The sequence below is a fragment of the Neopusillimonas maritima genome (assembly GCF_003576595.1).
GTDB classification, from domain to species: Bacteria; Pseudomonadota; Gammaproteobacteria; order Burkholderiales; family Burkholderiaceae_B; genus Neopusillimonas; species Neopusillimonas maritima.
Window position 1 is genome coordinate 1 of the sequence record NZ_NQOU01000001.1, and the last position, 22,324, is coordinate 22,324.

The following is a 22,324-nucleotide window of genomic DNA, read 5'->3' on the forward strand; positions in this document are numbered from 1 at the left end:
ATATTAATTTCGATATCGCTCCAGCTTTCCAGGCCGGCGGTAATCAAATCAAGCGTTTCCGAATCGCCGGCTCGCAAAAATTCGAGCGCTTTATCGGAGAACACTACCCCAAAACCAAAGGTCGTGTGCGCATCGTTTTGCTCGAAGACCTGGACTTCAGAGTTGGGCAGGTCACGACGAATTCGGTAAGCAGCGTATAAACCAGCAGGGCCACCGCCCAAAATATTTACTTTCACGCTAAAGTCTCCCTTTGCTAAAAATTGCGTGATTAATTCAAGGGCTGTCTTCAAGCCCTTTTATATCTATTTCATTACCATGCTGTGCATGCAATACAGGAAATCAGACGCCCAAGTACGACTGAACTAATTGCGAATCGGAGCGCAAAGAAGACGAACCACCGTTCCAGACAACCACACCTTTCTCGATCACGTAGTGCTGATCGGCCAACTCAAGCAAAGCACTTATGTTTTTATCCACAACAATCATCGAAAGCCCTTCGTACTTAAGCCTTGTCAAGACAGCCCATATTTCCGCCCTAATTAACGGCGCAAGACCTTCTGTAGCCTCATCCAGTATTAATAGTCGAGGGTTGGTTAACAAGGCCCGGCCAATCGCCAGCATTTGTTGTTCTCCACCTGAAAGCTGAGAACCGAAATTGGATTTTCGTTCTTCAAGTCGGGGAAAAAATTGATAAATACGATTAAGCGTCCATGGCTCAAGCTTGGCGTTTTTTGACGAACGCGCGGTCGCGATCAAATTTTCTTCCACAGTTAAATTAGGAAAAACCTGGCGACCCTCTGGAACAAAACCAAGACCCATTTGCGCCCTGCGGTAGGATGGCATGCGATCAAGGCGCTGACCAGAGAAAGTGATCACCCCTTTTGTCACTGGTAATAAACCAAACAAGCATTTGATTACAGTTGACCGCCCCATACCATTTCGACCCAATAGCGATACAACCTGCCCCTGATCGGCAGCAAAATCGATACCAAATAGAACCTGTGCAGCACCATAACCCGCGCATAGACTATTTACAGAAAGAAGAGACGTCATGAGGTCGCGACCTCCTCTTCACCCAAATAGACAGCGCGAACCTCTTCGTTCGCCTTTATTTCATCTGGCGTTCCAGTAACCAAAATACGACCATAAACAAGCACACTAATGCGATCCGCCAGTTCGAACACCGCATTCATATCATGCTCAACCAGAAGCACGCTGTATCGCCGCTTTAAACTTCTAAGCAACTCAACTACAACGTTTGACTCCTGTACACTCATCCCCGCCATCGGCTCGTCTAACAAGAGAAATTTAGGGTTGGTGGCCAAAGCCATGGCTAACTCAAGCTGACGCCGCTGCCCGTAGCCTAACTGATGCGCCGGCAATTCCATTTGTGCGGCCAAGCCCGTAAGCTCAAGTGCAGATAATGCGGAAGCAACTTCTTGCTTATACGAAAGCAAACTGCCCCAAAAACGATACGCGTGCTTGCGCGAGGCCAACGACGAAAACACAACATTCTCTAGCACAGACAACTCATCAAAAACCGACGTGATCTGATAAGAACGTACCAGGCCTGCACGAGCTCGCTTGCTAATACTCAGAGCCGTGACGTTGTTACCATTGAAATAGACCTCTCCTTCCTGAGGCTCCAATTCGCCTGATAACTGATTAATTAAAGTCGTCTTCCCGGCGCCATTAGGGCCGATAATTGCATGAATCTCGCCTTGTTTGATGTCGATCGAAATGTTGTCTGTTACAACAAGGGCGCCATACTTTTTAGTTAACCTTTCAGTAGTTAATATCGATTTCATTTTTGCTGCTCCGTAACACCTACAACCCCTGAAGCATGCAAGCATTTCGAAGAAAGCGTTCGCAACACACCCAAGATCCCTGCTTTGCCAGCCAAAGCAACAGCCAAAATCGCCAAACCAAGAAGTGCCATCCAGTGTTCGGTGTAAGACTTAAAGACCTCCTCAATACCCAAATAAGCAACAGCACCCAACACCGGACCCACCACTGTTCCAAGTCCCCCTAAAACAACCATGACAATCAACTCACCAGAGACCATCCAAGACATACTGCTTGGAGAGGCATAAGCATTCAAATTAGCCATAAGCAATCCAGCTACACCGCAGAGCACTGCGGATATTACATAGGCAGCTAACTGATAATGCCGTACAGAAAGACCAACAGACATCACGCGTTTGGGGTTCAAACGCCCCGCGCGCAAAACGACACCAAAAGGAGCCGAGCGAAGTTTAAATATCCAATAAACTGAAGCAACCAACACTAACCAAGCGACATAATAGACAGAGGCCACCGAATCAAGCACAAGGCCGGAGAAATCACTGTGATGAGCGATGCTCAACCCATCATCACCACCAAACTGCTTCAAGCTGACGATAACGAAATAGCCCATTTGAGCAAACGCCAGCGTGATCATAATGAATGCAATACCCGACGTTCGTATGCTTGCAAGACCAGTCATCAAACCAATACCCAAGCACAAAAAGCATGTAAATAGCAGGTGAACCCAGCCTGATTCAATTCCGTAATAAGATGACAACGCAACGCTGTACATCCCTATCCCCAAAAACAATGCATGTCCCAAACTTACCAACCCGCCTAAACCCAACACTATATTCAACGCCGTCGCCGCAATTGCATAGATCAACACTCTTGCAATAAAAAGCATCCAAAAAGTATTATTCTCGGCATCTAATAACAATGGTATGGCGGCAATAAATAACAAACCAACAACTGAACAAAAAACGGAAAAACGCATGGCAAACCTCATCGGGCACCTCCAATAGCTGGAAATAAACCTTGAGGCCTCCAGATCAACACCGATGCCATTAACAAATAAACCATCATTGATGCCAAAGCTGGACCGGCTGCATTGGCTATGTCGCGACTCGCGAACTCACGAATATAGAAAGGAAGGAAAGTGCGGCCTAATGTATCAATGACGCCAACAAGCAAACTTGCGTAAAGTGCACCACGCACCGAACCGATACCTCCAATCACAATTACAACCAGAGTGGTAATCAGCACCGGTTCGCCCATTCCACTTTGTATCGCTAGCACTGGGCCTGACATCGCCCCGGCCAATGCCGCAAGCGCAGCACCCAGCGCAAATAAAAACGCGTTCAGCAATCGAATATTGACACCCAACGCACCAACCATTTGAGGGTTAACGGACCCCGCACGTATCAACATTCCAACACGCGTTCTGTGAATCAACCATTGGCTTCCTATTGCAACCAGTAGACCTACAAAAATAATCACGAGTCGATACAAGGGATAAGAAAAACCGAGCAGTTCAAATGTGCCCGACAACCAGTGAGGAAGGGCCAAGTAAAGCGGTTGAGGCCCCCAAATGATATTAACCAGTTCGTTAAAGAACAAAATCAAGCCAAATGTCGCCAACACATGGTCAAGATGGTCTCTACGGTACAAACGGGAGACCGCCACCCACTCCAGGAAAGCGCCAACAACTAACCCCGTAATGACTGCAGCTGACACACTTAATACAAACGATCCAGTTTGCCCCCCCACGACTGCCGCGGCGTACGCACCCAACATGTATAACGAACCATGAGCCAGGTTAACGAAACTCATAATGCCAAACACAAGCGTCAGACCAGCTGCCAAAAGAAATAGCAAGACACCATACTGCAATCCATTCAGCAACTGGCCAAGCAAAAGCGAAATTGTCATAACCGCCTACTTCAACTTACATTCGTTGTGATAAGCATCTTTGTGATTTTTCAACGGCGTATCGATGTGTTTCATCATTACGCCATCGTCAGTTTTTTCCGCCTGAAAAGCGTAAAAATTCTGAATGGGCATATTATTGTTGTTGAACTTAAAAGGTCCTCTAACTGACTGAAAACTGGATCCTGCCTCTTTCACCGCGGCGGCAAACTTCACCTTATCGCTCACTTTGCCATCAACACTTTCAATCGCAGCACCCAACAAATTGGCCGCATCATAGCCAGACGCTGAATACAAACTGGGAACTCTGCCATATTTTTCCTGATACGCTTTTACAAACTCTTTACTAGCGTCATTTTCAAGCGAGGCATCCCACATAGCGCCGGCAATCACACCATCAGCAAGCCCTTTAAGAGCAGGAAGCGTCGTACCATCGACCGTAAAAACAGACAAAACCGGGATTTTTTCCAGCATGCCCGCCTGGCGCATCTGTTTCACAAAATTAATGCCTAAACCGCCGGGGTAGAATACAAATACCGCTTCAGGGGAAGATGCTTGCAACATGGTAATCTCAGCCGAAAAATCAGTTTGCGACAAAGGGGTATAAACTTCGTCAACCACATCTCCCTTATAAAATCGCTTGAAACCGGCCAACATTTCCTTACCGGCTTGATAATTCGGCGCCATCAAATAAACATTATTGAAATTATTCTCTTGTGCGTACACTCCCATTGCTTCCGCCGGGCCGTCGCTTTGCCAAGCGGTGGAAAACACATTAGGCTGACAACCCGCTCCTGAAAGTGTCAACGGGCCTGAATTGGTGGCGATTGCAACGACACCGGAATCAATAATAGGAGGCAACATCGCCATCAACACATTGGTAAACCCCATCCCAACGATTGCATCGACTTTATCCTGATCAACCAGCTTTCTGGCCGCTTGCAGACCAATCTCGGGCTTAACCTGGTCATCCTCACGAATGACTTCAACGGCCTCTCCTCCTAACATTCCTTTGTTCTGCTCAACAGCCAGCATGAAGCCATCATATTGATCCTGCCCTAGAGCTGCTGCCGGCCCAGAAAGCGCCCCGGTAAAGCCAATTTTCACATCGGCCATCGCCTGTTGCCCAAAAAACGATACGGCTAAGATACACGCCAATAAATAGTTTTTTTTCATCTTTGTCTCCTTTATCTTTTGAAAGTTAACGGCATATTTACCGTTGCAACGGATAGGCATCAATTAACACAAAGCCCACCACCGCCGGCTTGTCACTTCGATTACTCCATGCGTGACTTGTACCGCGTTGAACCAGTACGTCTCCCGCTTTCATGTAAACCTCATCCTCATCAAGAACAGCCCAAATCTCGCCTTCGATCACAAATGCATAATCGACTGACTCCGTGGTATGCATCATTTCGTGACGTGACGCGTCTTCCTCCAAAGCCTCGGCGCCCGAATCTCCCATCGAAGCAAAAGCCGCTTCGCGTTTCCATTTGCCGATGTACTCTTTGTCGGGCGGAAACTCTACAACCCTAAAAACTGTTCCGCTCTTGGGCGGAGCAAGAACGATTGGCAAGCTGCAAGGGTCAATATCACCCTCGTTACTGGCCGGCGCCGATTCGGTTTTCCAGATATCCGTCACACCGAAATTCGACACCCCGGCCAGCGACATCGTGTGAGGCGAAGGGGCATCGGTTAGCACAACCGACCGCCCCACCTCGTTATGCCCGGTCACAATTCGTCTGACCGGGCGAAAAGTGGGTTCTGCCACAATTTATCTCCTATCTTTTTAAAGCCCAAAACCAGCCGACACCACTCACACATCATGATGCCCGGCCGGATACTGAACACTGATTATTTAAGAGGTGGCAGCCCCATAATCTCGCGAGCTTCAGTCGGCGTCGTGGGCTCACAGCCCAGTTCACGAATAATTCGAACCATTCTTTCGACCAACATAAGATTTGTCGCCTGAACACCGGGCTCATACATCAGATTGTCTTCCAATCCGACCCGAACATGCCCTCCCATCAGTACCGCCTGTGTCGTTGCGGGTAACTGAGCAGCACCAATAGCACTAACGTTAAACACGACATCCTTCGGAAGGTGATCAACCATTTGCTGGAGTATTTTCGGGGTGTAGGGCAAGGCACCTTGGAATGCGTTCACGCCAAGCACGATGTTGATGAAGTACGGTGGCTTATCAAATCCCGCCGCGATCGCCTTATTCACTTCTTGCACGATGTCAGAAAGACTGAAAACCTCCCATTCCGGTTTGATACCCCGCTCCATCATGCCTTCAGCCAACTTACGTATTCTTGTTGGAGTCGTTGGTACCAGGATTTCTTTATCGCCAAAACTGGCACAAATTGTCTGAGCATCAAGTGTGCACATCTCAACGCCAGGCGCTTGCATCCCTTTTATGCGTTGCTCAAAATTAATTTCCCACAGACCATTATTAAGTTGGTGGACCATATCGCCATTAATGCCACCGCCTGTAGAGTTATTCAATACGATGTCGCACTTTTCACGAATGAGCGTATTCATCTCGCCATAAACGGCCGGATCACACGTTGCCTCGTCGTCCTGGGCACGACGTGCATGCAATGCAACGACACTCGCCCCTGCGTTATAGCAACGGTATACGTCTTCTGCTATTTCCTGTGGTTGAGTTGGTAGATTAGGGTTCTGTTTCTTGCTGGCCATCCCCCCTGTCGGCGCAACTGTCACAATGACTTTCTGTTTACCCATTGAATTGTCTCCTTTCAATGCCGCCAGCCAATCCTGCGGCTAATGAAAGAATTCTATGGTAGCCATTGATATTTGAATAATGTTAAACAGTCATTGCCATTATTCATATAATGGATAACAAACAATTCATGTTTAGTTGCCTTTACACAAACGTTTCAAATGTGCGTTCGCAACCATCAGCAAAGGAGCTTCAAAATACGATGGAACCTCGTCTTCTGGAATATATGCTTCGCGTGGCGGAACTGGGAAGCATCAACAAAGCAGCCGCCGACCTTCATGTGTCCCAGCCGGCCCTATCACGCCATATTGCGGCACTTGAGCGGGAAATGGGCACAAAATTATTTCAACGCTCACAAGGGGGTGTAAAACTAACGGATTCAGGAAAGCTACTTGCCGACAAGGCACGACCACTTTTACGACAACTTTCCATTATTAAAGAACAAGTCGGCGAGATGGCAGCGGGCCAGCTTTCCATTGGTATTCCTCCCTCATGGAATCAGGTGTTCACCGCACAATACATAAGCCAGTTGGTACAGCGCCACTCGGATATAAAACTGCGTGCTCACGAAGGCGTCAGTCACATCCTGCGCGAACAGATGTTGGCCGGAATATTGGATTTATGCGTTATCCCATTTGATACTGCACCACCCACCGGTTTCAAACAAACGCCATTGGCCCGGGAACCTTTGGTTATTGTCGGAGGGAAAGACTCAGGACTCAGCCCCGACAGCCCGGTTTTTCTAAATAAACTCGATGGAGTCAAGCTTATTTTGCCTGGTCGCCCCAACCAGCTTCGGGTACAAATAGAACACATGCTCGCCCGAAAAGGGCTTCGATTTAATGGTGCAGTTGAAACCGACACCCTAAGCTTATGCCTTCAACTGGCAAAAGAAGGTTTTGGTTTAACGGTTGTGCCTGCATGCGCAGTCAGCACAAGCATTCTGGATCAATCCATACACTGGAGCCCCATCAAACGCATTTATCTCACCTGGTCTCTTTTCGAGAACCAATCCCGTTCACACTCCCAAGCCGTGCGGGAAGGGAAAAAACTATTATTTGAAACAATACAAAACGCAGTGGAGAAAAAAAACTGGTATGGGCTTGAGCCATTGGGAGTACTAGCTAAAATGGCTAGCGGCTCAGCGCCACCGCCTGCATAAACGCCCGAATCTTACCTGCGCATTTAACGCCGCCGGAAATCTCCACTCCACTACTAACATCAACGGCAAATGGTGCCACCTGCGCAATGGCCGCGCCAACTGTTTCCACATTCAATCCGCCCGCCAGCACCACCGGCCTTGACTCAGGAGTTGCAATAACCATTTCCAGAAGTCCTAGATCAAACTGCTTGCCGCTACCGCCGTACCCAGCGCTGTAACTGTCGAACAACCAGGCACTGGCGGAGCGATACCGACGACACGTTTCCAATACCGCCTGCGGAGTATCCAAGCCCGGCGCGCCAACGCGAAACGCTTTCATATATCGACGACCATACTGCTCACACTCGTCGGGGCTTTCATCCCCGTGAAATTGCAGAATATCGGGTTGCACTTGATCAATGACTTGTTGCACATCTTCATTTGAAGCGTTCACAAAAAGCGCCACAACACTTACCATGGCCGGAACCAGGTTGCGCAAACCGCAAGCGTTTTCAGGTGATACATAACGGCTGCTGGGTGGATAAAAAACCAAACCGACGGCATCGGCACCCGCGGCCACTGCAGCGTTCACATCTTCAGCCCGGGTTAAACCACATATTTTCACGCGTGTGCGGATTTTCTTCATTTTTTGCCCAATAACACCGGCCATTCACAACAGCCTTCAGGTTCTACCAAAACCCTATTTTAACGAGCAATGAAACGCTGGTCCGGTCAAAGCAAAACAACGCTGCGATTTGCTTGGCACCCACTAACCGACTGTTCTGGTCGTATAGGAGGCAACGAGTTCATGGTTTAACTTTTGGAAGACACCCAACTTTAACCAAGAAAGCCAAAATGCAGCTTGAAGTTTTCTTGTGCTGATAATTGCGGCAAGTTAAATGAATCGGGATAATCGACCCGTGCAAAATACAAGCCGTCGGGTGCAAAGGTAGGTGGCGCCAGACAACGATCTTTGTCGTTAAGCAAAGTGGTCACGGATTCGGGCGTCATGCGCTGCAAACCCACATAAATCAGCGTACCCATTAAGTTACGCACCATGTGGTGTAAAAACGCATTAGCCTTAAACGTAAAGACGTAGTAAACACCGTGCTGCTCAATGTCGACCTGTTGCAAGTCGCGTACCGGGCTGGCTGCCTGACACTCGGACGCCCGAAAGCTGCTGAAATCGTGTTCACCTAACAAGCGTGCCGCCGCTTCTTTCATGAGTGTCAGGTTCAAGGGATAAAAAACCCAACCCACCCGTCGATGCACCAAAGGCGAACGAATGCGATCGTTGCGAACAACATAAATATAGGTGCGGGCTGTTGCCGAAAAACGAGCATGAAAATCGCTGGTAACAGGCTTAACCCAGTTTACGGAAATACTCGGCGGCAACAGACCGTTTAACGCCCTTGTCCAGGATTCAAGCGAGCGATTAACCGGCGTATCAAGGTGTACGACTTGCTCAAGGGCATGAACGCCTGCGTCGGTACGCCCGGAACAAACCGTCATCACCGGTTCGGTGATGAACTGGTGAACTGCCCGCTGAAATTGATCTTGTACCGTTTGGCCATGCGACTGGCTTTGCCAACCGCGCCAAGGTGAGCCGTCGTAAGACACACCCAATGCCAGTCGAGTCATACCTTATCTGCGTTTTTCCGTTTGACCGGTTTCCGTCGAATCGTCGAGATCGAGATTAATGCTTTGCAAACGCTCACGCACCATCTCCTCTGTAATAACGGCATCAGAGTCATCGTCGCGTTCAGCGCCGACACGACGCAGCAACCAAGCAACGATCAAAACAATAAGCGCAAGTGCACCGCTAATGACAATCAGCAAGTTATTCATGAACCACGTAGAAAGTGAACCGGAGTCTTTATTGGCATCTTCAACAGATGCAGCCGCTTCGGTGCCCGAAGGCTTATTGGCGGACTGGGCTTGGGCAGCGGAAGAAGTATTTCCCGCCAATACCCCTGATGAGCCTTCTGTTAAGGTGCTGGTTCCGGCATTGGTGCCGGCACTGATGCTGGCGTTAGCGTTGACGTCGGCGTTAGCATCGGCGTTGATGCCCGAGTTAGTACTGGTGCCGGCATTGGCGGGGCTGGTTGAACTATCACTGCCGGACGTCACCACACTCTTATTCTGATCCGTTTCCGGCGCATTATCGTTACGCCCGTTATTTGCAGAAGCAGTATCAGAGCCGGACATTTCACCATCAACCATTTCCTTCAACTGCTCAACCGTTTCTTCTACTGTTTTTGCACCGTCCACCATCGCTTGATGGGCAGCGGTACCTTGCTGCTGCAAAGCCTGATTCAAATTCTTTACGTTATCTTCAAGTTGATTAACGCGCTGACGTGCCTCTTCAGTATTACGCTCAAGCGCAAGCTGATCATCGCTACTCACCGACGCTGCGCTTGAGCCGGCCGTGCCGCTATTTGCTGGCGTAGTTGAACCCCCGCTGCCGTTCTGACCCCCTGAGTTCGCCACCGATGACGAATTAGCTGAGGGAGAATTTACCGCAGTTGTGGATGCTTGCGCTGATTGCAGCACAAGACGGTCCTGTTGTTGGGGGGCCGGAGCGGGCGCCGAGCCAACTTCGGGTGCTGTGACCTCGCCGCGATCGGTTGCTTGCGCAGTGGCAGGTTCAGCGCGTGCAACTTCACCTGCCAAACGCTGCCGATATTCGGCAAAAGCCGTGGCATGTTTTTGAAAGATTTCACGCGCTTCGCGATCGGACAAAGCCGCAAGCTGCTGCCCGCCCGGCACATTTAATGTTGCGCCCGCCTTGATTAAATTAACGTTATCGTTAATGAACGCCTGCGGATTCGCCTGCATTACCCCAATCATCCACTGATATACGCTGATACCTGGAACGGCATGGCGACGCGCCAGGGCAAACAAAGTATCACCGCGACGAATTTGAATGGATGTGGCCGCAGCATTACCCGGCGTACCCACTGCCCCGGAACCAGAAGCCGTTACGCCGCCACTCGCACGTGCCACTTCGAGATCGGCGGGAGCCAACAAACTAACCTGATGTTGCATCTGACCGGATGAAGAACGCACCGCCAACAGCAAATCTGCCACGTTCGAAGAAAGCGGTTGACTGGAACGGACGGTAATGAGCTTTGACCCGGCCCTAACGCCGTCAACCACGGCAACTTGCATCGTTGCCGGGTCAACCGGCGGCGTCAAACCCGCCTGCTCCCAGGCCGGCGCGGCCGCCACGGAAACCACCAAGGAGTTACGCTCCTGGTCGGTTAACGCGTGCACCGGTACCTGAATCTGCAGGGGCTGACCCACCGGGGACAGTAAACGCGAATGACCGAAACTTATCGCATAAACTGAAGAACTTACAGCTAATGAGGCTAATGCCGTGAGGTAAGCCAAACGAACTGCCAAAGGCTTTACAGTTACGCGACAAGAATCATTCATATTACAGTTCGCCCAAAGTGATACGTAACATGCGGCGCAATGGTTCGGCCGCGCCCCAAAGAAGCTGATCGCCCACCGTAAAGGCACTCAGGTACTGAGACCCCATGGACATTTTGCGCAAACGCCCCACCGGAATATCGAGCGTGCCCGTTACTGCCACCGGAGTCAGATCGTTTACAGTGGCCTCTTTTTCGTTGGGCACAACTTTAGCCCATTTGGAACCGTCGCGAATAATATCGGATATCTCGTCAAGCGGCACGTCTTTCTTCAGGCGAATGGTTAATGCCTGACTATGGCAACGCATGGCACCAATACGGACGCACAAACCATCGATACGCGTTGGTTCCGTACCAAACGCCTCGCCGCGGCCCAGAATTTTATTGGTTTCGGCTTCTGCCTTCCATTCTTCACGAGACACGCCATTACCCAGATCGCGATCAATCCAGGGAATGAGGCTGCCCGCTAAGGGAACCTGGAATTGCTCACGAGGCAAGTTAGGGTCTTTCTGAACGTCAAGCACGCCGCGATCTATTTCCAAAATGGCCGAAGCGGGATCATCGAGTAATGATTTAACAGATTGATTAATAATGCCAAACTGCGTAAGCAACTCACGCATGTGTTGGGCACCACCACCGGAAGCTGCCTGGTATGTCATGCTGGTCATCCAGTCGACCAGATCTTTGTTAAACAGGCCGGCCAAGCCCATGAGCATGCAACTTACCGTGCAGTTGCCACCCACAAAGTTCTTTACACCTCGCTTCATTGCCGCATCGATAACAGGCCGATTTACCGGGTCCAGAACGATAATGGCGTCTTCAGCCATGCGTAATGTGCTGGCGGCATCAATCCAAACGCCATCCCAGCCCGCATCGCGCAACTGCCCGTGCACTTTAGTGGTGTAGTCTCCGCCTTGAGCCGTTACGATCACGGGCAGCTTTTTAAGTGCCTCGATATCGTACGCATCTTGCAAGGGCCCGGCGCCATCAGCCCAGGCGGGTGCTTTTCCACCTGCGTTACTGGTTGAAAAAAACACCGGATTGAATAAGGAAAAATCATTTTCATCGCGCATGCGCTGCATGAGCACTGAGCCCACCATGCCGCGCCAACCGACTAAGCCTACTGATTGGGTCATAAAAAATCACTGTCTATTTAAGAAACAAGCGGCTATTTTAACGCCTTAAGCACCGCATCGCCCATTTCCGACGTAGAAACACGTGTAGTGCCTTCCTCGTGAATGTCGAGCGTACGCAAACCTTGTTTCAACACTGACTGCACGGCTGCCTCAATTCGCTTTGCCTGGTCATCGGCATTCAACGAATATCGCAGCATCATGGCCGCCGACAAAATCGTCGCCAGTGGGTTGGCGATATTTTGGCCGGCGATATCAGGGGCCGAACCGTGGCTGGGCTCATATAAACCCTGGTTCGATTCATTCAGGGAAGCCGAAGGCAGCATGCCAATGGAACCCGTAAGCATTGAGGCCTCGTCGGACAAAATGTCCCCAAACAGGTTCCCTGTCACGATTACATCGAATGCCTTGGGTGCACGCACCAGTTGCATTGCCGCGTTATCGACATACATGTGGGTTAACTCAACATCAGGATAGGATTTCGCGACGTCGATCACGATATCGCGCCAGAACTGAGACGTTTCCAATACATTGGCTTTATCGACGCTGCATAATTTCTTATTACGTTTGCGCGCCGCCTGAAATCCAACATGCGCGATGCGACGTACCTCAGGCTCTGTATACAACATAGTGTCAAACCCTTGACGCTCCCCCTTGAAAGGACCATCGGGCGCTTCACGCACACCGCGCGGACTACCGAAATAAATATCGCCGGTTAGCTCACGAACAATCAGAATATCCAAACCCGCCACCACTTCCGGTTTAAGCGAAGACGCGTTCGCCAGCTCTTCATACAAAATCGCCGGACGTAAATTAGCAAACAAACCCAACGCTTTGCGCAAGCCCAGAATAGCCTGTTCCGGCCGGTGCTCGCGAGGAAGGGAGTCGTATTTCCAATCGCCTACCGCACCGAACAAAATAGCATCTGCGCTTTTTGCCAATTCCAGCGTAGCGGGCGGCAAAGGGTGACCGTGCTGCGCATAGGCGGCCCCGCCAACTGGTTGTGTCTCAAAACTCAAATCGAGATTCAGCGCACTTAGGACGCGCAAAGCCTGATCAATAATTTCCGGGCCGATTCCATCACCGGGCAAAACTGCAATCTTTCGGGTCATTCTGGGTTCTCTGAATGTTCTGGTTTAATGTGTCGTAATCATAAAGCCGGGCCTAAGCCCACCATTTAGCCGGGCAGACCTTCAAGCCACGGGAAACGCGCAAGACGATCGGCTTCGAAAGCACGAATTTTGTCGGCTTTCTGTAATGTCGTGGCGATGTCGTCCAGCCCGTTCAGCAAACAATGTTTACGGAAAGGCTCAACGTCAAACTTCAACACATCACCATTCGGCTTTGTAATGGTTTGCGCGTCAAGGTCGACAGTTAGCTCATAGCCTGGCGTTGCCTCCATTTCACGGAATAGCTCGGATACGACCTCTTCCGGTTGCACAATAGGCAACAAACCATTTTTGAAGCAGTTATTAAAAAAAATGTCGGCATACGAGGGAGCAATAATGGCCCTGAAACCAAACTGCAGCAAAGCCCAGGGCGCATGCTCACGGCTGGAGCCACAACCAAAATTTTTGCGCGTCAGTAAAACTGAAGCGCCCTGATAACGCGGCTGGTTCAGGGAAAAATCCGGATTCAACGGGCGCTTCGAGTTGTCCATTCCCGGCTCACCTACGTCGAGATAACGCAAGGTATCAAACAAATTCGGGCCGAACCCGGTTCTTTTGATCGACTTCAAAAACTGCTTGGGCATGATCAAATCGGTGTCAACGTTTTCACGATCAAGCGGCGCAACCAGGCCCTTATGAGTGGTAAAAGCTTCCATGATCTACTCCTTAACTGAATTGACGAACGTCGACAAAATGACCGGCCACCGCTGCTGCTGCTGCCATCGCGGGGCTAACCAGATGTGATCGCCCACCCTGACCCTGCCGGCCTTCAAAATTGCGGTTTGATGTCGACGCACCGCGCTCGCCAGGCTCAAGACGATCGGCATTCATGGCCAGACACATAGAGCAACCCGGCTCACGCCATTCGAAGCCTGCCTCAAGAAAAATTTTGTCCAAACCTTCTTTTTCAGCCTGACGCTTGACCAAGCCCGAACCCGGCACGACCATGGCCTGTTTGATGTTCGCTGCAACTTTCTTGCCTTTAACGACCGCCGCCGCAGCACGCATGTCTTCAATACGCGAATTAGTACAGGATCCGATGAACACCCGATCTGGTTTGATTTCCGTCATAGGAGTATTGGGCTCAAGACCCATATACTTCAACGCACCTTCCATACCGCTGCGCTTCACGGGGTCTTTTTCCAGGGCGGGATCCGGTACCCTGCCTGATACAGAAACCACCATTTCAGGCGACGTACCCCATGTCACCTGGGGCTGCACATCGGCGGCATTCAATTTGATCACACGATCAAAGTGCGCACCCTCGTCGGAATGCAGGGTACGCCAATATTCAACGGCTTGATCCCACATTTCCCCGGTGGGCGAATAGGGCCGATTACGGAAGTACTCAACGGTTTTATCATCGACCGCCACCATGCCCGACCGTGCACCTGCCTCGATGGCCATATTACACATGGTCATGCGACCTTCAATCGACAGATTTCGTACCGCACTACCCGCGAACTCAATGGCATAGCCGGTTGCACCTGCTGTACCGATTTCGCCGATGATATACAACACCAAGTCTTTGGCTGAACAGCCGAAGGGCAATTCACCATCGACTTCAATCAACATGTTCTTGCTCTTTTTCATGAGCAAGGTTTGGGTGGCCATGGCGTGTTCAACTTCGGATGTGCCGATACCGAATGCCAAAGCCGCCACTGCACCATGAGTACTGGTGTGGGAATCACCGCACACCACCGTCATCCCGGGCAATGTCGCCCCCTGCTCCGGCCCGATGACGTGCACAATGCCTTGACGCATGTCGTTCATGCGAAATTCGGTAATACCGTATTTCTCGCAATTGTTATCCAACGTCTCGACCTGGATGCGGGAAATTTCATCCTGGATGCCCTGATCGCGCGCTGTCGTAGGTACATTGTGATCGGCAACCGCCAAATTGGCACTGATCCGCCATGGTTTTCGCCCAGCCAACGCCAGCCCCTCAAAAGCCTGAGGGCTGGTTACTTCGTGCAACAGTTGTCGGTCGATATAAAGCAAACAGGTGCCATCGGACTCCTGATGCACGACGTGGGCATTCCAAAGTTTGTCGTAAAGGGTTTCAGCCATAATAGTGCTCTCTGAGAATCGAAAAAGAAACGATAAGCCTATTATGCCAAGCTCTTACGCTAGTACAAGAAGATAATTTATACTAGTACTGCAACTAACAGGCTATGCGCACTTCGATTAACGACCTTGAGTGCGTTCGTACAAAGGCATCACTTGATTCGCTATCACTTGTAAATCCTGGATACGCGTGTCAGGAGAAGGATGGGTCGATAAGAATTCAGGTGGCGCGTTACCACGGTCGAGCGCTGCCATTTTTTGCCACAAGGTTACTGCGGCGTTGGGGTTATAACCCGCACGCGCGGCCAGTTCCGTCCCAATACGGTCTGCCTCGATTTCGTGGGTGCGGCTATTGGGCAAGGTGAACATCACATTGGTTAAAGCATTGCCCAAATTGGCTGAAGCCTGACTACCCGTTACAGCCGCCAATACCGACAACCCCAATTGCGTGGCCATTTGCTGGGACACTTGTTCACGCGAGTGCTCACGTAACGCATGAGCAATTTCATGACCGATAACGGCAGCAAGTTCATCGTCAGTTGGATTCAATCGATTAATCAGGCCGCTGTAAACCGCAATCTTGCCACCCGGCATACACCATGCATTCACCTGATTATCATTCAACACATGAACTTCCCAGTTCCATTGGGCGGCATCGGGACGAAACACCCCGGCTTGAGCAATCAGGCGTTGAGCAATATTTTGAACCCGACGTGTTTGGGCGGCATTAGTGTCGAGTTTCCCTTGTGCCCTGGCTTGTGACAACAAACTGTTGTATTGCTGCGCCGCCTCTTGCTGCAAAGCCTGTTCAGAGACCAGCCCTGACATATACTGCTGACGCTCAACGCCCACTGCGCCAGACTGCGTTGTTTGCACACTGGCACACCCTGAAACCACTAAAGTGGTAGCCAGTGCGCCGGCACTGAAAATACGGTTGAATTTCAATTTGCCCATGGTGAACTCCTGATCCGAACTTTCGTTACTACATAAACGTGCCTGATTGGCTACGCCATCATGACTTAACCGCATTGCGCGCGGTGTCGCAACGCATGATCCATTAACACCACTGCCAATAACGCCTCTGCAATTGGCGTCGCGCGGATACCCACACAAGGGTCGTGACGCCCCAAGGTTTGAACCTCAACGGGCTCATTGGCGCGATTCACTGAACGCCGCATTACCCGAATACTGGAAGTTGGCTTAATTGCCAGGGAAACGGTTAGCGGCTGGCCCGACGAAACACCGCCCAGCACACCGCCGGCGTTATTACCAACAAAACCTTCGGGCGTAATTTCGTCCCCGTGTTCAGAGCCACGTTGTGCAACAGCGTCGAAGCCGGCGCCAATCGACACCCCTTTCACTGCATTCAACCCCATCATGGCATGGGCGATATCGGCATCAAGGCGATCATAAATGGGTTCGCCCCAGCCGGCTGGTACCTTTTCAGCCACGACTTCAATACGCGCTCCAATGGAGTCACCATCGCGCCGCAATTGATCCATATAAGCCTCAAGTTCCGGAACAATGCCCGCATTAGGCGCGAAAAACGGGTTCTGCCCCACCATCTCCCAATTAACAAAAGGAATGGGAATTTCGCCCAATTGACTCATGTAACCGCGAATTTGAACACCGAATGTTTGTGCCAGCCATTTCTTTGCAATGGCACCGGCGGCAACTGTTGGAGCGGTAAGCCGGGCGGAGGAACGGCCGCCGCCTCGTGGATCACGATGTGCATACTTGCGCCAATAGGCGTAATCGGCATGCCCGGGCCGAAATGTGTCCTCGATATTGCTGTAGTCTTTACTGCGTGCATCGGTGTTACGAATAAGCAGGCCTATTGGCGTTCCGGTTGTTATTCCGTTATACACACCCGACAATATCTCAACCGTGTCCGGCTCTTTGCGCTGGGTAACATGGCGCGACGTGCCGGGCCTGCGGCGATCCAGTTCCGCCTGTATATCCGCCTCCGACAATGGCAAACCGGGAGGACAGCCATCGACAACGGCACCAATGGCCGGGCCATGCGACTCACCAAAGTTTGAAACACAAAACAGTTTTCCAAGAGTATTGCCCGACATAATGTCCAGTCACGAAAATAATAAACACACCAAAGCGTGATTATCGCATTAAGAGGAGCAGCTTACTTCTAGGTGCCGGGCCCACTCGGGGGCTGCCTGCGCATAGGCCTCAAACCCCGCCCGTTCTGTATACGGGTCGCGCAATACGGTCATTAAGGCATCAATAACAGAAGCATCATCTTTCTCGGCCGCATCAATCGCTTGCTGCGCCAAATGGTTGCGCAACACATAAAGCGGATTCGCAGACAACATTTGAGTCACCCGGTCGGCTTCGCTCCGTCCATCAAACTGCACGCGTTGCCTGTATTGTTCCAGCCACTCGCGCGCCGGAGCCGGCTCGTCGAAGAGCGCAAAAAAGGACTCCGGCTGATCGAGGGCCGTCGCCAAGCGACGAAAACTGAGCGTGAAATCGGCCGATTGAGTATGTAATAACCGCCACCACTCATCCACCAAGTCCTGGTCTTGCTCGTGCCAGGACAGCCAACCGAATTTGCGCACAAGATTTCCCTGATAAGCCTGCAGAAAAGCGCCCTCAAACACCTGTAACTGCGTTTTCAACTCGTCGGACTCCAGACCCAATGCCGTTAAACTGCTGGCCAGGCGATACAGGTTCCAGTGCATAACCGCCGGCTGCACATTCCAGGCGTAGCGACCATGCGTATCGGTGTGGTTGCAAACGTGGTTTATACGGAAGCCATCCATAAACCCATAAGGCCCGTAATCGAGCGTAATGCCCAAAATCGACATATTGTCGGTGTTCATTACGCCATGACAAAAACCACACGTTTGCCAATCGGCCACCAAACGCGCCGACTTCACCACAACTTCTTTTAAAAATCGCAAAATAGTGTCGCGACTTAAGTCGGACTGGGCCGACTCTTGGGCAGCCAGACACTGCGGGTAAAACCGCGGCACAACATAGCGCAGCAACAATTTCAGGCTGTCTGGATCTTGCGCCCAATGCTCGAACGTGCCGAAACGTACGAAGGAAGGCGCCACCCGGGTAACCACGGCCGCAGCTTCCTGTGTTTCCCGATAGACCGGATCGTCGGCCACCACCAGCGACAACGCCCGGGTGGTAGGGATGCCCAGGCCGGCCATTGCCTCTCCGGCAAGATATTCGCGCACCGAGGAGCGCACAACGGCACGGCCGTCACCCATGCGTGAATACGGCGTTAACCCTGACCCTTTCAACTGCAACTCCTGAGGGCCTGCATCGGTTGAAATTTCCCCCAACAGGTGCGCGCGACCATCGCCCAACTGCCCAGCCCAAACACCAAACTGATGCCCGCTATAAACGGCAGCCAAGGTTTGCCCGCCGGGTAAAGGCTCCGAACCCGAAACCACCTCGAGAAACGTCGGGCTTTCGAGGTCTGGCTCCCGCAGGCCGAGCGCATGCGCAACATCCTTGTTTACATGCAACAGCCTTGGATTCGTTAAGGGTTGCGTTTCAAGGCGAGTATAAAAACGCGCCGGCAGATCATCGGCAAACGAATTTTCAATGTGCAAATGCCCAAACGGATTAATGCTCATTTCGCCTCCCTTGCTTTAGCTGCTTTTTTGGCCGCCTGTGCTGCTTTCTTCGCCGGGCGCAAATACATTAAGGCGCAAACGTAAAAAACAAACGACAAAACGATTTCCACGCCGGCAAGCATTGCCGACATGGCATTCGGGTCGGAATAAGCCCGAACCACGCCTTCCATAAAATACAGAAGAATCAACATGCTGGCCCATTGCATGGTGTAAACATTACCTTTCAAAACACCGCGCAAAGGCAACAATAAGGGCAAGACCTTCAACACCAATAAAGAACCACCCGGGCGCAGCGGCGCCCAAAACAATTCCCACGCCAGACCCAATGCAATCAAGCCGATCAAGGAAGCCGAAGCCGTATACCGCAAGTAAGGATTTAATTGAACGTTCATACTGGTATTATTACCCGAATGCCAAGCCACGTCTCGAGAGTCCACGATATCAATGAGTGCAAAGTCGCCGCAACCCACTGATCGCGATGAAGAAACTACCACCACCAAGGCCAAATTGAAGCGAAAATGGCATGATGCGGCAAAAGTACTGGCGTATGCAGCGGCTCATGCGAAAGATAAAAAGCTTACCCAGGTCGCCTCAAGCCTGACCTTCACCACGGTGCTGGCTCTGGTACCCATGCTGGCGGTTTTCCTTTCTTTGTTCACCGCCTTCCCACTGTTTGCCGAATTTCGCGAAGCACTGGAAAACTTCCTGGTGAACAGCCTGATGCCCCCCACCGTATCCGATACGGTTATGCGGTATTTGAATATGTTTGCCGAACAGGCCTCGGGGCTCACCGCCATCGGTACCGTATTTCTGCTGGTAGTGTCGATCATGCTGATCATGACCATCGATACCGTTCTGAATGATATTTGGCAGGTTGAGCAGCAGCGTCCTTTGCCGCAACGCATTCTGGTGTACTGGGCCATTATCTCGGCCGGCCCCATTCTGGCAGGCGCCAGCTTGTGGGCTACGTCGTACCTGGCCCAGCAATCGGCATTCGACGTCGGGCATATTGCCAGCTCCATGCGAATTGCACTGTCGGTCATTCCGGTTGTTATTACCGGGCTCGCTTTCAGTGCACTGTTCGTTTTCGTACCCAACCGCCATGTATTTTGGCGAGACGCATTGGCGGGTGGGTTCGGCACCGCTATTGTGCTCGAAATAATGAAAGCCGGGTTTGCCTACTACATCACGCAATTTCCCTCTTACACCGTTATTTACGGCGCGTTTGCCACCCTACCTATCTTCCTGCTGTGGATTTACTTATCGTGGCTGGCGATCTTATTTGGGGCCACTGTGGCCGCCACGTTGCCCTCACTACGGTTACGTCGATGGGCCGAGAAACGCAAGACGGGTGCAGCTTTCATTGACGCAGTGCGCATCCTGCGCCTTTTGCGCAGTACACAAAACACACCGAACCCAGGGCGCAGCACGCGTTTTTTGGGCGCCCACATGCGCCTGCACGCCAACGAACTGCTCTCGGTACTGCGCGCCCTTAAACAGTTGGGTATTGTCGTGCCAACCCAGGAAAAAGGCATGGATCACTGGGTATTAGCGTGCGACATTCGCGAAGCAAAATTATCGACCTTGATCGACCAATTCCTTCTGGACCGGCATCAGCCCGAATTACAGGAAGATCCTTTCCTGCTCAAAGCGTTGGCACACGCTTTGTCAGATTGCCCCAACATAACGCTGGAAGACTTGTTCAACGAAACAATCCCGCTATCGGAAACGCCCGAATTGTTGGAGAATAAAGAAACCACACCGAAGTCTGGGGAGACGCATCATGCTTAAAGTTAGTGAAATACTGCGGGTTAAAGGCCACACGCTTTACACCGCTACGCCGGAAACACCCATTAAACAAGCGCTTGAAACCATGGCCGAACAAGATATTGGGTCGCTGGTTATTATGGAACACGGCGAACTGGTTGGCATGGTGACCTTCCGCGAAATTATTCGCCACTTACATGGCAACCATGGCGCCACAGGCGACTTCACGATTCGCAGCATTATGGACGATGCGCCCGTTAGCGTCACACCCAACACCAGCGCCGAAGAAGTACAACGGCTCATGCTCGACAAACATGCACGCTACATGCCTGTCATGGATGGCCCTGTTCTGCTGGGCGTCATTTCGTTCTACGACATGGCACAAGCCATTGTGGCCGCACAGCGTTTCGAAAACAACATGCTGAAGGCCTATATTCGAGACTGGCCAACCGAACTAGACGAAGAAAACAACAGCACCAGGCCACCTAAACACTAACGGAACGATGACCGGCCACTTGTTCGTAGGCTCGGGTAATTAACATGGGATCCTGCTCATTCAAATGCGCAGGATCCGACAACATTTGACGCCAGCGTCTGGCCCCCGGGCGGCCGGATAGCCAACCCAGCATAGGACGCACCACCATACGCAAAGGGACTCCTTGCCGGACCTGTTCAGCGGCATAATCAACCATATTTTGCAGCACTTGCGCCTCGTCTGATACCAGGCTTTGCGGCCACAAACGCCTTGAGAGCGCCGACAGCACGGCCGGATCATGCCAGGCAGCCCTGCCTAACATCACGCCGTCAAACCGATGCAATAACGTAACCGCCTGATCAACTTCGGCGATTCCTCCATTCAGCACAAAAACAGCGTCGGGAAAATCATTGCGCAACAGTTCAGCCACGTTGTAACGCAAAGGCGGTATTTCACGGTTGTCTTTCGGGCTCAGACCCTTCAATACCGCATTGCGGGCATGCACGATAAACACGCGGCATCCTGCCTGGTGCAAAGTCCCTACGAAATCACGCACCATACCGTAAGACTCGTCGTAATCGAGCCCCAAACGGTGTTTAACGGTAACCGGAACGGTTACGGCATCCTGCATTGCTTTGACGCAATCGGCCACCAGTTGTGCTTCGGCCATTAGACAGGCACCAAACGCTCCTTTTTGCACCCGTTCCGATGGGCAGCCGCAATTCAAATTGATTTCATCGTACCCCCACTCTTGGCCAACTTGTGCAGCAGCCCCTAACGCCGCCGGCTCACTGCCGCCAAGCTGCAAGGCTACGGGGTGTTCGATGACATTAAAATCCAGCAAACGCGATCGGTTGCCATGTTCAATTGCACCCGTTGTAATCATTTCCGTGTAAAGACGTACGTGCGGAGCCAGTAAACGATGGAAATACCGGCAATGACGATCAGTCACGTCGATCATGGGAGCGACACAAACACGCCAACCTTCGCTACCTGCGCGAAAATGGGTCGGACTAAACGGGTTTTCTTGGGCTGAAGCCTGCACACCACACCTTAAATAACTTTGT

Annotated in this window: 23 protein-coding genes; 3 read left to right on the top strand and 20 right to left on the bottom strand. The window is 51.4% G+C overall.

What is annotated here, in order from left to right; translation table 11 throughout:
- From CJO09_RS00005 to CJO09_RS00040, 8 genes are all read right to left on the bottom strand, one after another.
- A partial coding sequence (locus CJO09_RS00005) for an NAD(P)-binding protein (RefSeq protein ID WP_158582687.1) occupies window positions 1–236 on the bottom strand: 236 nt, incomplete at its 3' end.
- Between the two features lie 103 nt (window positions 237–339).
- A complete protein-coding gene (locus CJO09_RS00010; protein ID WP_119440559.1) occupies window positions 340–1,053 on the bottom strand; it encodes an ABC transporter ATP-binding protein in 714 nt (237 codons plus the stop codon).
- Window positions 1,050–1,808 (bottom strand): ABC transporter ATP-binding protein, encoded by a 759-nt coding sequence (locus CJO09_RS00015; protein ID WP_119440560.1) that lies wholly within the window; start codon window positions 1,806–1,808, stop codon window positions 1,050–1,052. Before CJO09_RS00015 ends, CJO09_RS00010 begins: the two co-directional genes overlap by 4 nt.
- Complete coding sequence (locus tag CJO09_RS00020; protein ID WP_245961188.1) at window positions 1,805–2,782, bottom strand: branched-chain amino acid ABC transporter permease; 978 nt, start codon at window positions 2,780–2,782, stop codon at window positions 1,805–1,807. The genes CJO09_RS00015 and CJO09_RS00020 overlap by 4 nt, the downstream gene beginning before the upstream one ends.
- Before the next feature lie 8 nt (window positions 2,783–2,790).
- Window positions 2,791–3,717 (bottom strand): branched-chain amino acid ABC transporter permease, encoded by a 927-nt coding sequence (locus CJO09_RS00025; protein WP_119440561.1) that lies wholly within the window; start codon window positions 3,715–3,717, stop codon window positions 2,791–2,793.
- A gap of 6 nt (window positions 3,718–3,723) precedes the next feature.
- A complete protein-coding gene (locus CJO09_RS00030) occupies window positions 3,724–4,890 on the bottom strand; it encodes an ABC transporter substrate-binding protein (RefSeq protein WP_114420723.1) in 1,167 nt (388 codons plus the stop codon).
- 37 nt (window positions 4,891–4,927) lie between these two features.
- Window positions 4,928–5,485 (bottom strand): cupin domain-containing protein, encoded by a 558-nt coding sequence (locus tag CJO09_RS00035; protein ID WP_114420722.1) that lies wholly within the window; start codon window positions 5,483–5,485, stop codon window positions 4,928–4,930.
- A gap of 83 nt (window positions 5,486–5,568) precedes the next feature.
- Complete coding sequence (locus tag CJO09_RS00040; RefSeq protein ID WP_119440562.1) at window positions 5,569–6,462, bottom strand: beta-keto acid cleavage family enzyme; 894 nt, start codon at window positions 6,460–6,462, stop codon at window positions 5,569–5,571.
- Between the two features lie 200 nt (window positions 6,463–6,662).
- Between CJO09_RS00040 and CJO09_RS00045 the strand changes: the two genes are divergently transcribed.
- A complete protein-coding gene (locus CJO09_RS00045) occupies window positions 6,663–7,622 on the top strand; it encodes a LysR family transcriptional regulator (RefSeq protein ID WP_119440563.1) in 960 nt (319 codons plus the stop codon).
- Here CJO09_RS00045 and CJO09_RS00050 read toward each other — a convergent pair.
- From CJO09_RS00050 to CJO09_RS00100, 11 genes are all read right to left on the bottom strand, one after another.
- On the bottom strand, window positions 7,594–8,238 hold the full coding sequence (locus CJO09_RS00050; protein ID WP_119441315.1) for a phosphoribosylanthranilate isomerase: 645 nt from the start codon (window positions 8,236–8,238) through the stop codon (window positions 7,594–7,596). The genes CJO09_RS00045 and CJO09_RS00050 overlap by 29 nt on opposite strands.
- Before the next feature lie 200 nt (window positions 8,239–8,438).
- Complete coding sequence (gene truA / locus CJO09_RS00055; RefSeq protein WP_119440564.1) at window positions 8,439–9,242, bottom strand: tRNA pseudouridine(38-40) synthase TruA; 804 nt, start codon at window positions 9,240–9,242, stop codon at window positions 8,439–8,441.
- Between the two features lie 3 nt (window positions 9,243–9,245).
- Window positions 9,246–11,039 (bottom strand): FimV/HubP family polar landmark protein, encoded by a 1,794-nt coding sequence (locus CJO09_RS00060; RefSeq protein ID WP_119440565.1) that lies wholly within the window; start codon window positions 11,037–11,039, stop codon window positions 9,246–9,248.
- Window position 11,040: 1 nt separating this feature from the next.
- Window positions 11,041–12,171 (bottom strand): aspartate-semialdehyde dehydrogenase, encoded by a 1,131-nt coding sequence (gene asd / locus CJO09_RS00065; protein ID WP_114420716.1) that lies wholly within the window; start codon window positions 12,169–12,171, stop codon window positions 11,041–11,043.
- A 32-nt stretch (window positions 12,172–12,203) separates the two neighbouring features.
- Window positions 12,204–13,280 (bottom strand): 3-isopropylmalate dehydrogenase, encoded by a 1,077-nt coding sequence (leuB, locus tag CJO09_RS00070; RefSeq protein WP_119440566.1) that lies wholly within the window; start codon window positions 13,278–13,280, stop codon window positions 12,204–12,206.
- 65 nt (window positions 13,281–13,345) lie between these two features.
- Window positions 13,346–13,993: a 3-isopropylmalate dehydratase small subunit gene (gene leuD / locus CJO09_RS00075; RefSeq protein ID WP_119440567.1), complete on the bottom strand. Its 648-nt coding sequence runs from the start codon at window positions 13,991–13,993 to the stop codon at window positions 13,346–13,348.
- 10 nt (window positions 13,994–14,003) lie between these two features.
- Window positions 14,004–15,407, bottom strand: a complete 1,404-nt coding sequence (leuC, locus tag CJO09_RS00080; RefSeq protein ID WP_119440568.1) for a 3-isopropylmalate dehydratase large subunit — start codon at window positions 15,405–15,407, stop codon at window positions 14,004–14,006.
- 117 nt (window positions 15,408–15,524) lie between these two features.
- Window positions 15,525–16,358: a M48 family metallopeptidase gene (locus CJO09_RS00085; RefSeq protein WP_119440569.1), complete on the bottom strand. Its 834-nt coding sequence runs from the start codon at window positions 16,356–16,358 to the stop codon at window positions 15,525–15,527.
- A gap of 65 nt (window positions 16,359–16,423) precedes the next feature.
- Window positions 16,424–17,482, bottom strand: coding sequence for a chorismate synthase (aroC, locus tag CJO09_RS00090; protein WP_119440570.1), 1,059 nt, complete (start codon window positions 17,480–17,482; stop codon window positions 16,424–16,426).
- Window positions 17,483–17,530: 48 nt separating this feature from the next.
- On the bottom strand, window positions 17,531–19,015 hold the full coding sequence (locus CJO09_RS00095; RefSeq protein WP_119440571.1) for a protein adenylyltransferase SelO: 1,485 nt from the start codon (window positions 19,013–19,015) through the stop codon (window positions 17,531–17,533).
- Window positions 19,012–19,407, bottom strand: coding sequence for a DUF2069 domain-containing protein (locus CJO09_RS00100; protein WP_119440572.1), 396 nt, complete (start codon window positions 19,405–19,407; stop codon window positions 19,012–19,014). Before CJO09_RS00100 ends, CJO09_RS00095 begins: the two co-directional genes overlap by 4 nt.
- A gap of 52 nt (window positions 19,408–19,459) precedes the next feature.
- Here CJO09_RS00100 and CJO09_RS00105 point away from each other — a divergent pair, with 52 nt between their 5' ends.
- Entirely contained in the window at window positions 19,460–20,806 is a 1,347-nt protein-coding gene (locus CJO09_RS00105) for a YihY family inner membrane protein (protein WP_119440573.1), read from the top strand.
- Window positions 20,799–21,278, top strand: coding sequence for a CBS domain-containing protein (locus tag CJO09_RS00110; protein WP_114420707.1), 480 nt, complete (start codon window positions 20,799–20,801; stop codon window positions 21,276–21,278). The genes CJO09_RS00105 and CJO09_RS00110 overlap by 8 nt, the downstream gene beginning before the upstream one ends.
- On the opposite strand, the gene dusA is transcribed toward CJO09_RS00110, so the two are convergent.
- Window positions 21,268–22,302: a tRNA dihydrouridine(20/20a) synthase DusA gene (dusA, locus tag CJO09_RS00115; protein ID WP_281270714.1), complete on the bottom strand. Its 1,035-nt coding sequence runs from the start codon at window positions 22,300–22,302 to the stop codon at window positions 21,268–21,270. The two genes, CJO09_RS00110 and dusA, sit on opposite strands and share 11 nt — an antisense overlap.
- Between the last annotated feature and the right edge of the window lie 22 nt (window positions 22,303–22,324).

What these genes read in the sequence shown, in the direction of transcription:
- CJO09_RS00010 (WP_119440559.1), bottom strand. Translation starts at nt 1,053, where the DNA reads ATGACGTCTCTTCTTTCTGTAAATAGTCTATGCGCGGGTTATGGTGCT.
- CJO09_RS00015 (WP_119440560.1), bottom strand. Translation starts at nt 1,808, where the DNA reads ATGAAATCGATATTAACTACTGAAAGGTTAACTAAAAAGTATGGCGCC.
- CJO09_RS00020 (WP_245961188.1), bottom strand. Translation starts at nt 2,782, where the DNA reads ATGCGTTTTTCCGTTTTTTGTTCAGTTGTTGGTTTGTTATTTATTGCC.
- CJO09_RS00025 (WP_119440561.1), bottom strand. Translation starts at nt 3,717, where the DNA reads ATGACAATTTCGCTTTTGCTTGGCCAGTTGCTGAATGGATTGCAGTAT.
- CJO09_RS00030 (WP_114420723.1), bottom strand. Translation starts at nt 4,890, where the DNA reads ATGAAAAAAAACTATTTATTGGCGTGTATCTTAGCCGTATCGTTTTTT.
- CJO09_RS00040 (WP_119440562.1), bottom strand. Translation starts at nt 6,462, where the DNA reads ATGGGTAAACAGAAAGTCATTGTGACAGTTGCGCCGACAGGGGGGATG.
- CJO09_RS00045 (WP_119440563.1), top strand. Translation starts at nt 6,663, where the DNA reads ATGGAACCTCGTCTTCTGGAATATATGCTTCGCGTGGCGGAACTGGGA.
- truA (WP_119440564.1), bottom strand. Translation starts at nt 9,242, where the DNA reads ATGACTCGACTGGCATTGGGTGTGTCTTACGACGGCTCACCTTGGCGC.
- CJO09_RS00060 (WP_119440565.1), bottom strand. Translation starts at nt 11,039, where the DNA reads ATGAATGATTCTTGTCGCGTAACTGTAAAGCCTTTGGCAGTTCGTTTG.
- asd (WP_114420716.1), bottom strand. Translation starts at nt 12,171, where the DNA reads ATGACCCAATCAGTAGGCTTAGTCGGTTGGCGCGGCATGGTGGGCTCA.
- leuB (WP_119440566.1), bottom strand. Translation starts at nt 13,280, where the DNA reads ATGACCCGAAAGATTGCAGTTTTGCCCGGTGATGGAATCGGCCCGGAA.
- leuD (WP_119440567.1), bottom strand. Translation starts at nt 13,993, where the DNA reads ATGGAAGCTTTTACCACTCATAAGGGCCTGGTTGCGCCGCTTGATCGT.
- leuC (WP_119440568.1), bottom strand. Translation starts at nt 15,407, where the DNA reads ATGGCTGAAACCCTTTACGACAAACTTTGGAATGCCCACGTCGTGCAT.
- CJO09_RS00085 (WP_119440569.1), bottom strand. Translation starts at nt 16,358, where the DNA reads ATGGGCAAATTGAAATTCAACCGTATTTTCAGTGCCGGCGCACTGGCT.
- aroC (WP_119440570.1), bottom strand. Translation starts at nt 17,482, where the DNA reads ATGTCGGGCAATACTCTTGGAAAACTGTTTTGTGTTTCAAACTTTGGT.
- CJO09_RS00095 (WP_119440571.1), bottom strand. Translation starts at nt 19,015, where the DNA reads ATGAGCATTAATCCGTTTGGGCATTTGCACATTGAAAATTCGTTTGCC.
- CJO09_RS00100 (WP_119440572.1), bottom strand. Translation starts at nt 19,407, where the DNA reads ATGAACGTTCAATTAAATCCTTACTTGCGGTATACGGCTTCGGCTTCC.
- CJO09_RS00105 (WP_119440573.1), top strand. Translation starts at nt 19,460, where the DNA reads ATGAGTGCAAAGTCGCCGCAACCCACTGATCGCGATGAAGAAACTACC.
- CJO09_RS00110 (WP_114420707.1), top strand. Translation starts at nt 20,799, where the DNA reads ATGCTTAAAGTTAGTGAAATACTGCGGGTTAAAGGCCACACGCTTTAC.